Here is a 9,491-nt window from a genome sequence, read left to right as displayed (position 1 = left end):
GACGGACCATCAGCAATGAAAGAAACACCCCTTGTCGGGGGATCTTGGCAGGCCCCGGCAAGGGGGCCTTGGGGGCTCAGGGTGCAGTGGGCGTGGCCATCGCCACACGGCCACTCATGCCGGCCTTCAATTTCGCGGGGGGGTTGAGCAGTTGCGCCACCACCTTGACCGATTGGCTCACCGGGTCCACCCGGGTGCCCGTGCGCAGCACTTGCGCCTTGATGTTCAGACCCAGTTCATCCACCAGGATGAACACCTCGTCGCCCGGCGTGATGCGGCGCAACCAGGTGGACGGCGCCAAAAATTCAATCTCGTAGCCGCCATCGTCCAGCACCACCATCAGGGCCTGGCCCGGCTGCACGAACTGGTGGTTTTGCTGCAGGTGTTCGCCCACCACACCGTTGAAGGGGGCCGTGATCGTGCACTTGGAGACTTGGGTTTCCACAATCCTGAGTTCTGACTGCAAGCGCTCGACGGCATTGCGCGCCAGTGCCAGATCGGTCTGGCTGCCCGCTTCGAGCTGGGCCAGGCGCTCTTGGGCCTTGAGCTGCAGCTGCGCGGCGCTCACTTCGACGCGGGATTTGTCCCTTTGCGCCACAAACAGGCTGCAATCGAGCCGGGCCAGCACATGGCCTTTGTCAAAGCGCCTGCCCTCGGGCAGCATCAAGCTGAGCACCCCGCCCACTTCGGCAGCGATCGTGGCCTGGCTGCGTGCACGCACCTGGGCCCGGATATCGACATTGGCCAGGCCCGACGCGCTGGGTGCCCCCCAGCTTGCACCCGGGGCGGCTCCCGAAGCTGTTGTCGCACCATGGGTCAAACTGCGAGCGGCTGGTGTTTCAGTGCCCGCTGCAACAGGTGCCACATATCCGGCAATCCGATACCCGGCCGACATGACCCAAGGGCCTGGCGCCGAGGCCAGGGGCACGGCTGCAGGTGCAGGTGCAGGTGCAGGTGCAGGTGCGGGTGCTGGTGCAGGTGCTGCCGGTGCTACCGGTGCAACTGCGGGTTTGGAGGCAGACGCTGCAGCTTGTGCCTCAAGCACTTGTGCCTGGCTCAGCTGCGCGCACACGGACAGGGCACAGAATAGCCCGGCGACTTGGATCATTCGGATCATTTTTTATCTTCCGTCCCTGTGACCGGCTGCACTTGGCTCCAGCTGATGCGCAAGTTTTTCTGGCGCACCCGCTCGGTCAATGTTTCCAACGGCTGACTCAAGGGCTGGTGGTCCATCTCCTGCCCCAAAGCTGCCTGCAAACGGCTTTCGGCCATCTGCACCTGTGCCAAGGCCTGGTAACGCCTGAACTCGCTGAGCAAGGCATTGCTTTGGGTGGACACGGTTTCCAGTCTGCCACGCAGCAAGGCGGTCTGCAAGGCTTGACTTTGCTGCATCAGGCGCTGGTCAATCTCCCACATCTGTTGCGCACGGGCAAAGCCATTGGCGGCATTTTTCAAACCCATGCGCGCCATGTGCACCTGGGTGAGCACCGCCATCTGGGTGACCATGCGGCGCTGGTCCGCCAGCTGCACGCCCGCTTCGGCCAAACGCGCTTGCACCGGCACGGTCAGCAAGTTCAGCAAGTTGAAGCTCAGGCTGGCACTGGTCTCCATCCAGTTGTGATGCACCAGATAACGGTCACTGTCATAGCGGGCGCTGCTGTTGAAGTTGAGCGACGGAAACAAGCGCAGCATCACTTTGCGTGTTTCTTCGCGGGCCATCTGGCTCTGGATGTAGCTGTCGCGCACATCGCCGTTGTGCGCCAAGGCCATGTTTTCGAGCAACTCGGTGTTGTCCAGGCCGTCCAGCATCACGCCTTTTGGCCATTCCACCTGCAGCACAATGGGCTGGTTCAAGGGCAAATTGACCAAGCTGGCCAATTCCACCTCTGCCGGGGCCAAGTCTTGCTCGATGCCTTCCAGCAAGCGGATGTTTTCCACCAGTTGCCGCTGGTAGGCCAGCGCTTCTTGAGGGGGGCGCACGCGCTCGGATTCGATCTGGCGAGAGGCTTTCAAGGCCTCATCGGCTTCATCAATGACTTGGCGCAATTTGCTGCGCATGGCCTGTGCAGCAGCAGCCCGCCAAAAGGCGTTGCGCACATCCTGCATCAGGGTGTGCATGGCCTTGCGGCGTTTTTGCTCGGCAATTTGCGCCCGGCCATCGCTTTGGCGGGCGTTGAAATACGCCACTGCCGTGTCCAGCACGTTCCATGAAACGCCCAAGTCTCGCTGCACGCTGCTCAAGTCTTGCGTCGGCGTGTCCACACCCAGGCTCTGCCTGACCTTGTCCCGCTCGGTGCGGTTGACGCGGGCATTCACGCTGGGCAGCATCTCCAGCAAAGAGGCACGGTAAGTGCCCGAAGCCAGCAAAGCCTCCATCTGGCGTGCGCGCAAGTCCAGGTTGTATTTGAGCGCGCGCGCCATGGCGGCTTCCATGCTCAAGGGGCCTTGCAGCGCATCCACATGTTTTTGCGAGGTCTCACGGTCTTTCTGGTTTTGTTGCGCAAAATCAGCCAGCGGTCCCGGGGCCTGACTGTCAGGAATCACCGCGCAAGCCCCCAGCAGCACCGACAGCGCCACACCCAGGGCAGAACGCCCCATCTTGCGGACCCTGCCCACCCCAGCTTGATCCCTCCGCCCCACAAACAAGAGATGGCCATCATCCCTTGCTGGTTTGAATTTTTGACAAATAGGATGAGTCATTGGTTTAAAAATGCTAACAACGTTAAAGCTGACATTTTCAGCAATTCAACCAATATCAGTAATACCCAATTGGGTAACGCCCATGCGCGTTTGCCAGTCACCACCTCGGGTTTTGCGGGTACAGCCCCTGCTGACCATGCAGGCTCCGACAGTACAGGCTTCGGCACAAGCCCATGTCGGCTCTGTTAACACCGACCCACACATACACGCCCCCGTAGGTCGGCACTCGCAGAGTCCGACGTTTGTCCGCTTTGGCACAAGCCCTATGCATGGCCGACATGTCAGTCGTGAACTGACAATACATACAGCTGTTTTTTTATACAGTAAACTGATCAACCTCTGAAACACTCAGGAAGACAGCATGAAACAGCCAATCATCATCCCTTGGGACGCCGCTTTGGACGCCCTGCGCTCAGCAAGCTGGGCCTTGCTGCTGGCAGGTGCGGTGCTGGGCCTTTTGGCCGATCCGGCCGAATCGGCCAATTCAGACGCGATGCACGCCTGGGCCAAAGGTGCCATCATGGCCGGCGCAGGCCTGTGGTCAGCCTGGGCTTTGCTCAAACCCACGCAAGTCGTGCCGCCCTCGCAGCGGCAACAGATGTAAAAAAGCCCTGTCGAAACAGGGCTCTTCACCTTGGCCAGCCCCGGTGTGACCGGTGGCGCCGTTCAGCCCTTAAGAGCTGAACAGGAAGTTCATCACGTCGCCGTCTTTCACGACGTAGTCCTTGCCTTCGGCGCGCATCTTGCCCGCATCCTTGGCGCCTTGCTCACCCTTGTAAGTGATGAAGTCGTCAAACGCAATGGTCTGAGCGCGGATGTAGCCCTTTTCAAAGTCGGTGTGGATCACGCCAGCCGCTTGCGGGCCGGTGTCACCCACATGGATGGTCCAGGCGCGCACTTCCTTCACACCCGCTGTGAAGTAAGTCTGCAAACCCAGCAAGCTGTAGGCCGAGCGGATCAGGCGGTTCAGGCCGGGCTCGTCCTGACCCAGTTCCTTCAAGAACTCCAAACGGTCCGCGTCGTCCATTTCGGACAACTCGGCTTCGATCTTGGCGCAAATGGCCACCACGGGCGCGTTTTGCTTGGCGGCAAAGGCCTTGAGGCGGTCGAGGAAGGGGTTGTTCTCAAAGCCGTCTTCCGACACGTTGGCCACGAACATGGCGGGTTTGGCCGTGATGAAGAAGAACTGCTTGAGTTCAGCGCGCTCTTCCTTGCTGAAGTCGATGGTGCGCACCGGCTGGGTGTCGTTCAGCGCTGCTTGGCACTTTTCCAGGATCGCCATTTGCTTGACAGCGTCCTTATCGCCGGAGCGGGCGATTTTGCTCACGCGGTGGATGGCTTTTTCCACAGCGGCCAAGTCGGCCAGGCACAACTCGGTCTGAATCACCTCGATGTCGGCAATCGGGTCCACCTTGTTGGCGACGTGGATCACGTTGTCGTCTTCAAAGCAACGCACCACGTTGACGATGGCGTCGGTCTCGCGGATGTGGGCCAAAAACTTGTTGCCCAGGCCTTCGCCCGTGCTGGCCCCGGCCACCAAGCCGGCAATGTCCACAAACTCCACAATGGCCGGCACGATGCGCTCGGGCTCAACGATGGCGGACAACTGCTGCAGGCGCGGATCGGGCACCTCGACCACGCCGGTATTGGGCTCGATGGTGCAAAAGGGGTAGTTTTCAGCGGCAATGCCAGCTTTGGTCAGGGCGTTGAAAAGGGTGGATTTGCCCACATTGGGCAGACCCACGATGCCGCATTTGAGGCTCATGGAAGGCTTTCGGTGATTCGGAGGACAGCGGGCGATTTTAGCGGGTGCCCTGTCCGGCAGTGAGCACGCCCCAATGTCCCCGGTGAGCGGCTGCGATGGGCGGCCTCCTTACAATGCGGGCATGGCATCTCAACCCGATATTTGCATCCGTGGCGCAGGCATTGTGGGCCGCACTTTGGCCTTGCTGCTGGCGCGTGAGCGGCTGCGCGTGGCGCTGGTCGACCAGCCGCCCAAGGCAACTGCGCCGGATGTTCGCGCCTACTCACTCAACATCGCCGCACAGCGCTTGCTGCAAGAGCTGCGCTGCTGGCCCGAGGGCACGGCCGTGACCCCCGTGCACCAGATGCAGGTGTTTGGCGACCATGGGGGCGCATTGACTTTCGGCGCGCAAGACCTGGGCGCAGGCGAACTCAACTGGATGGTGGATGTGCCCGTGCTCGAAGCACGTCTGGCGGCTGCGGTGCAATTTCAGCCGCTGATCGAGGTGGTCAGCGCCCCGGTGGCCGCGCCCCTCACGGTGGTGTGTGAAGGCCGCACCAGCCAAACCCGCGCCGAGCTGGGCGTCGCCTTTGACATCACCGCATACCCCCAGCACGCAGTGGCCACTCGACTGAGCTGTGAGCAGCCCCATGGCGGCGTGGCCCGCCAGTGGTTTGGCTGGGGCCAGGCGCCCGGCTTGTCTGAGCCCCAGGCCGAAATTCTGGCCTTGCTGCCCTTGGGTGGCGAAGGCGGTCACGACGTGGCGCTGGTCTGGTCGGTGCATCCTGGTCGTGCTTCTCAGTTGTTGGCCATGCCGGGTGATGAATTTGCAGACACGCTGAGCCAAGCCAGCCATTTCACCCTGGGCCGCATGACGCTGTCGGCCGAGCGGGCCGTCTGGCCTTTGCAGCTGGCCCGCGCCGAACGCTGGATTGGCCAGATGCCCGGTCAGCCCAAACAGGCTTTTGCGCTGGCGGGCGATGCGGCGCATGCCCTGCACCCCTTGGCCGGCCAAGGGCTGAATGTGGGCCTGGCCGACGTGGCCGAGCTGGTGCGCGTGATTCAGGCCAAGGAATTCTGGCGTCCCCTGCACGACCAGAAACTGCTGCGCCGCTACGAACGCGCCCGCCAAGCCGACGTGCAGGCCATGGGCTGGGTCACCGACAATCTGCAGCGCCTGTTTGCCCAGCCCGGCCCGGTCTGGCAAAACCTGCGCAACTGGGGCATGCGAGGCTTTGACCGCAGCGGCCCACTCAAACACTGGATGACGCGCCAAGCCATGGGCGCCACCGACACCCCTCCAGCGGCCTGAGCCCAGGCCCTGCAACACACAGAAAAGAGATCCCATGAAATTTGTACGTCCGCTGTTGGTTTCGCTGTTGGCACTGGCCATCAGCCCGGTTTTTGCCCAAGAAGCCACCATTCGCAAAAACCTGTCCGAGCGGCTGAGCAACCTGCCCAAGATCGACGAAATCAGCAAAACACCGATGAACGGCCTGTATGAAGTGCGCATGGGCAACGATGTCATGTACAGCGATTCCGAAGGCAACTTCCTGATCCAGGGCGCGCTGATCGACGTCAGGCAAAAGCGCAACCTGACCGAAGAGCGCATGGAAAAACTCTCGGCCATCCCCTTTGACCAACTGCCCCTGAAAAACGCTTTCACCCAGGTGCGTGGCAATGGCAAACGCAAGCTGGTGGTGTTTGCCGACCCCAACTGCGGTTATTGCAAGCGCTTTGAAAAAGACCTGCAAAAGCTGGAAAACGTGACGATTTACCACCTGCTCTACCCCATCCTGGGTGAAGACTCCAAAACCAAGTCCAAAAACATCTGGTGCGCCAAAGACAAAGCCAAGGTCTGGAACGACTGGATGGTCAACGGCACGGCCCCCGCTGCGGCCAACTGCGACACCGCTGCCATCGACGCCATCGTCGAATTTGGCAAAAAACAACGCATCACCGGCACGCCCACTTTGCTGTTTGCCGACGGCACCCGTGTGCCCGGCGCTGTGCCCATGGCCCAAGTCGAAAAACTGCTGAACGACATCAAATGAGCCCCATCAAGCACCCTGAAGACAGCACCTGGCGCCTGATCCGGCGTCTGGGCTATGCCGGACTGATTCCCTTTGTTTTTCTGGCCCTGTGCCTGTGGCTGGTCGGGCCTGAGCTGCACCCCTATGTGGCGCTGTCCATGCAAGGCTATGGCGCGGTCATCGTGTCTTTTCTGGGCGGCATCCACTGGGGCGTGGGCTTTCGCAATGCGCTGATCACGCCGCAGGCCCCGCCCATCCATTTCACCTGGGGCGTGGTCCCCACGCTGCTGGCCTGGGTGGGCGTGATGATGCCTGCCTTTGCAGGCCTGCCCTTGCTGGGTTTTGTCTTGATAGGCTGCTACGTGATGGACCGCCGCACCTGGCCCGCAGCAGGCCTGGCCCCCTGGCTGCCCATGCGCTTGCAACTGACCACCGTGGCGTCGCTCAGCTGCTTTCTGGCCGCTGGGGCGACTTGAGTATCTTGAACGACGTCGGATCAACCAGCATTTGTTGGGGCTGAAGCCACCGACCTACAACAAACCTTTCGCCGTAGTTCGGCACGCGCAGAGTCCGCCGTGTTTGTTCAGCCTGCGCGGCGTGCCTTCACCGCATCCGACAGCACCTGCAGCAGGCCTTCGCTGTCGTCCCAGCCAATGCAGGCGTCGGTGATGCTCTGACCGTAGGTCAATTTCGCCACATCATGCTGACCAGGCGTGAACTTCTGGGCACCGTCCACCAGGTGGCTTTCGACCATGACACCGAACACCTGGCGTGAACCGCCGCTGATCTGCGCGGCGATGTCCTTGGCCACGTCGATCTGACGCTCGTGCTTTTTGCTGCTGTTGGCGTGGCTGCAATCCACCATCAAGGTGGCAGGCAGCTTGGCGGCTTCAAGTTCCTTACAGGCGGCGGCAACGCTGTCGGCGTCGTAATTGGGGGCTTTGCCGCCGCGCAAGATCACATGGCAATCCTTGTTGCCCTGGGTCTGCACGATGGCGACCTGGCCGTTTTTGTGCACCGACAAAAAGTGGTGGCCACGGGCTGCAGCCTGGATAGCATCGGTCGCGATCTTGATGTTGCCATCCGTGCCGTTCTTGAAGCCGATGGGCGCCGACAGGCCCGAAGCCAGCTCGCGGTGCACTTGGCTTTCGGTGGTGCGGGCACCAATGGCGCCCCAGCTGATCAGGTCACCAATGTACTGGGGCGAGATCACGTCCAGGAACTCGCTGCCTGCGGGCAAGCCCTGGCGGTTGATTTCGATCAGCAGCTGGCGGGCAATGCGCAAGCCTTCGTCGATGCGGTAGCTCTCGTCCAGGTAGGGGTCGTTGATCAGGCCCTTCCAGCCCACGGTGGTGCGGGGCTTTTCAAAGTACACGCGCATCACGATCTCGAGTGTGTCGGCGTATTTTTCACGCAAAGGCCTCAGACGGCGGGCATAGTCCAGGGCCGCTGCCGGGTCATGGATCGAGCACGGGCCAATGATGACCAGCAAGCGGTCGTCTTGGCCGTGCACGATGTTCTGAATGGATTGACGGGTTTGGGCGATCAGGGTTTCTGTGGCCGTACCGGCAATCGGGAAAAAGCGGATCAAATGTTCTGGAGGTGGGAGCACGGTGATGTCCTTGATGCGTTCGTCGTCGGTCTGGCCGGTGCGGTCTGCGGCATGGGGATACCAGCTCTCTGGTGCGGTGGTTTTGGCATTCATCTTGGACTCCTCAGATTGGAAAAAACAGGTGAAAAAAAACCGCCGGGCTTTGGGGCTCCGGCGGTATGCATCGAGAAATTCGGGTGCTTATGCGCTCGCCTCTCGTCCGCCGGGGACTGAGAACCAAAAGTAAAAAAAGTAAAAAGCGATGCGCGAAGACATGGGCTCAATGTATCACAGGTTGATGACGGCTCTTGTCAGGTCTTGCCCGATGAAAGGCTTGGGCAAAGGTTCGGATGGGGGTGAAACGCTTCCCATGGCCCAGCAACTATTTGCTAATAGTGAACAAAGACGGTTCGAAAGCGAGTGATCAAACGAACCAGCCGCCTGTCGCAAGACAGGTCTGCACACCAGCAGAGGTAACGGAAACTCGCAAGATTCTTGGCAACAAGAATCAAGAAAAGGGCCTTCGGGCCCTTTTTCTTTGGTGTGGCCTCACACATTGAAATCCTGACACTACCCGACTCTACAAAGGGGTGGCAATGCAAACAGCTTGGGACCGGATCAATCATGCCCACTCGAACCATGCGCAAAGACTTGTTGCTCAAGCCTGCAAACACACATATCCATCTTCAATGTTGGCGTGAAACGCCTGTGGCAAGCGGGACCACTGGTGAACGTCCACCAGCATGGGCAAGTTGCTGTCTTGCAGCGCTTGTTTCAACTCTATCCAGCCGGGTACGTCTTGGCTCAAATTGGAGGGGTTGCGCAGCACCAGATCCAGGTCACTGCCTTCGTGGGCTTTGCCGTTGACGCGGCTGCCATAGGCCCACACTTGCGCTTGCGGGGTGTGGGTTTTCAGCAGCGCCAGCAGCGTGTGCAGGTGGCGCTCGGGCAGGTCAAGCGCTGGCATCAAAAACTTTTTGCAGTGCGGCCGCCAAATTGCGCACGTCTTGCAGATAAGCAGGCAAAAGTTGAAGGGTGTCGTTGGCAAATCCTGCGCCATAGTCGTGCGCAGTGCTGTTGCGGTTGGCCCGGTAGGCCAGCCAGCGCTCCACCTCGGCGCTGCTCAAAACGCCGTGCTTGCCTGCATGGCGCAAGACATCGTTGAACACCAGCGCGTCCACACTGCGAGGCGAAGCCTCGAACGCCTTGAGTGCTTTGCGCAACAACTTGCCCGCTGCTTCAAGCGACAACTCAAAACTCTTGATCGCGGCATTGCGGTACAGGTCAAACAGCACGCTGTCTGACGATTCAGGATGCCGATCAATCGCCAACAAGGCTTGCTCCAAGGTGGCAGCGGTGCGCTCCAGATGCGTCACATTCAAAGTCATGTTCGCTCCTTGTATGTCTTCGCTGCTTGAGACGA

General features: G+C 60.5%; 11 protein-coding genes. 5 read left to right on the top strand and 6 right to left on the bottom strand.

All coding sequences use genetic code 11. The features are described from left to right. Positions 1 to 76: 76 nt before the first annotated feature. On the bottom strand, positions 77 to 1,117 hold the full coding sequence (locus AMM33_RS11645; RefSeq protein ID WP_194945409.1) for an efflux RND transporter periplasmic adaptor subunit: 1,041 nt from the start codon (positions 1,115 to 1,117) through the stop codon (positions 77 to 79). Further along, on the bottom strand, positions 1,114 to 2,598 hold the full coding sequence (locus AMM33_RS11635; RefSeq protein WP_194945408.1) for a TolC family protein: 1,485 nt from the start codon (positions 2,596 to 2,598) through the stop codon (positions 1,114 to 1,116). The genes AMM33_RS11645 and AMM33_RS11635 overlap by 4 nt, the downstream gene beginning before the upstream one ends. Before the next feature lie 51 nt (positions 2,599 to 2,649). Here AMM33_RS11635 and AMM33_RS22465 point away from each other — a divergent pair, with 51 nt between their 5' ends. Next, positions 2,650 to 2,889, top strand: coding sequence for a hypothetical protein (locus AMM33_RS22465; protein ID WP_228768088.1), 240 nt, complete (start codon positions 2,650 to 2,652; stop codon positions 2,887 to 2,889). Between the two features lie 172 nt (positions 2,890 to 3,061). Further along, a complete protein-coding gene (locus tag AMM33_RS11630) occupies positions 3,062 to 3,304 on the top strand; it encodes a hypothetical protein (protein WP_090141488.1) in 243 nt (80 codons plus the stop codon). 69 nt (positions 3,305 to 3,373) lie between these two features. On the opposite strand, the gene ychF is transcribed toward AMM33_RS11630, so the two are convergent. Beyond that, positions 3,374 to 4,465 carry a redox-regulated ATPase YchF gene (gene ychF / locus AMM33_RS11625; protein WP_090141487.1) on the bottom strand — a complete coding sequence of 364 codons (1,092 nt, stop codon included), beginning with the start codon at positions 4,463 to 4,465 and terminating at the stop codon, positions 3,374 to 3,376. Positions 4,466 to 4,586: 121 nt separating this feature from the next. On the opposite strand from ychF, the gene AMM33_RS11620 reads away from it, so the two are divergent. From AMM33_RS11620 to AMM33_RS11610, 3 genes are read left to right on the top strand one after another with little or no spacing between them, the layout of a single operon-like run. After that, positions 4,587 to 5,756 carry an FAD-dependent monooxygenase gene (locus AMM33_RS11620; protein WP_090141528.1) on the top strand — a complete coding sequence of 390 codons (1,170 nt, stop codon included), beginning with the start codon at positions 4,587 to 4,589 and terminating at the stop codon, positions 5,754 to 5,756. Positions 5,757 to 5,790: 34 nt separating this feature from the next. Next, entirely contained in the window at positions 5,791 to 6,498 is a 708-nt protein-coding gene (locus AMM33_RS11615) for a DsbC family protein (RefSeq protein WP_090141486.1), read from the top strand. Next, entirely contained in the window at positions 6,495 to 6,953 is a 459-nt protein-coding gene (locus tag AMM33_RS11610) for a DUF3429 domain-containing protein (protein ID WP_090141485.1), read from the top strand. Before AMM33_RS11615 ends, AMM33_RS11610 begins: the two co-directional genes overlap by 4 nt. A gap of 107 nt (positions 6,954 to 7,060) precedes the next feature. Here the strand turns inward: AMM33_RS11610 and AMM33_RS11605 are convergent, their stop codons facing one another. From AMM33_RS11605 to AMM33_RS11595, 3 genes are all read right to left on the bottom strand, one after another. Then, complete coding sequence (locus AMM33_RS11605) at positions 7,061 to 8,182, bottom strand: 3-deoxy-7-phosphoheptulonate synthase (protein ID WP_090141484.1); 1,122 nt, start codon at positions 8,180 to 8,182, stop codon at positions 7,061 to 7,063. Between the two features lie 544 nt (positions 8,183 to 8,726). Then, positions 8,727 to 9,035: a nucleotidyltransferase family protein gene (locus AMM33_RS11600; protein WP_090141483.1), complete on the bottom strand. Its 309-nt coding sequence runs from the start codon at positions 9,033 to 9,035 to the stop codon at positions 8,727 to 8,729. Continuing rightward, complete coding sequence (locus AMM33_RS11595; RefSeq protein ID WP_090141482.1) at positions 9,022 to 9,456, bottom strand: nucleotidyltransferase substrate binding protein; 435 nt, start codon at positions 9,454 to 9,456, stop codon at positions 9,022 to 9,024. The genes AMM33_RS11600 and AMM33_RS11595 overlap by 14 nt, the downstream gene beginning before the upstream one ends. Positions 9,457 to 9,491: the final 35 nt, after the last annotated feature.

The organism is Limnohabitans sp. DM1 (assembly GCF_001269385.1).
Taxonomy (GTDB): Bacteria; Pseudomonadota; Gammaproteobacteria; order Burkholderiales; family Burkholderiaceae_C; genus Limnohabitans_A.
Note: the sequence above shows the minus strand (reverse complement) of the source record. Positions and strands in the feature narration are given on the sequence as shown.

Excerpts from the sequence above, each read along its gene's own strand:
- AMM33_RS11645 (WP_194945409.1), bottom strand. The coding sequence starts at position 1,117 with ATGATCCGAATGATCCAAGTCGCCGGGCTATTCTGTGCCCTGTCCGTG.
- AMM33_RS11635 (WP_194945408.1), bottom strand. The coding sequence starts at position 2,598 with ATGGGGCGTTCTGCCCTGGGTGTGGCGCTGTCGGTGCTGCTGGGGGCT.
- AMM33_RS22465 (WP_228768088.1), top strand. The coding sequence starts at position 2,650 with ATGGCCATCATCCCTTGCTGGTTTGAATTTTTGACAAATAGGATGAGT.
- AMM33_RS11630 (WP_090141488.1), top strand. The coding sequence starts at position 3,062 with ATGAAACAGCCAATCATCATCCCTTGGGACGCCGCTTTGGACGCCCTG.
- ychF (WP_090141487.1), bottom strand. The coding sequence starts at position 4,465 with ATGAGCCTCAAATGCGGCATCGTGGGTCTGCCCAATGTGGGCAAATCC.
- AMM33_RS11620 (WP_090141528.1), top strand. The coding sequence starts at position 4,587 with ATGGCATCTCAACCCGATATTTGCATCCGTGGCGCAGGCATTGTGGGC.
- AMM33_RS11615 (WP_090141486.1), top strand. The coding sequence starts at position 5,791 with ATGAAATTTGTACGTCCGCTGTTGGTTTCGCTGTTGGCACTGGCCATC.
- AMM33_RS11610 (WP_090141485.1), top strand. The coding sequence starts at position 6,495 with ATGAGCCCCATCAAGCACCCTGAAGACAGCACCTGGCGCCTGATCCGG.
- AMM33_RS11605 (WP_090141484.1), bottom strand. The coding sequence starts at position 8,182 with ATGAATGCCAAAACCACCGCACCAGAGAGCTGGTATCCCCATGCCGCA.
- AMM33_RS11600 (WP_090141483.1), bottom strand. The coding sequence starts at position 9,035 with ATGCCAGCGCTTGACCTGCCCGAGCGCCACCTGCACACGCTGCTGGCG.
- AMM33_RS11595 (WP_090141482.1), bottom strand. The coding sequence starts at position 9,456 with ATGACTTTGAATGTGACGCATCTGGAGCGCACCGCTGCCACCTTGGAG.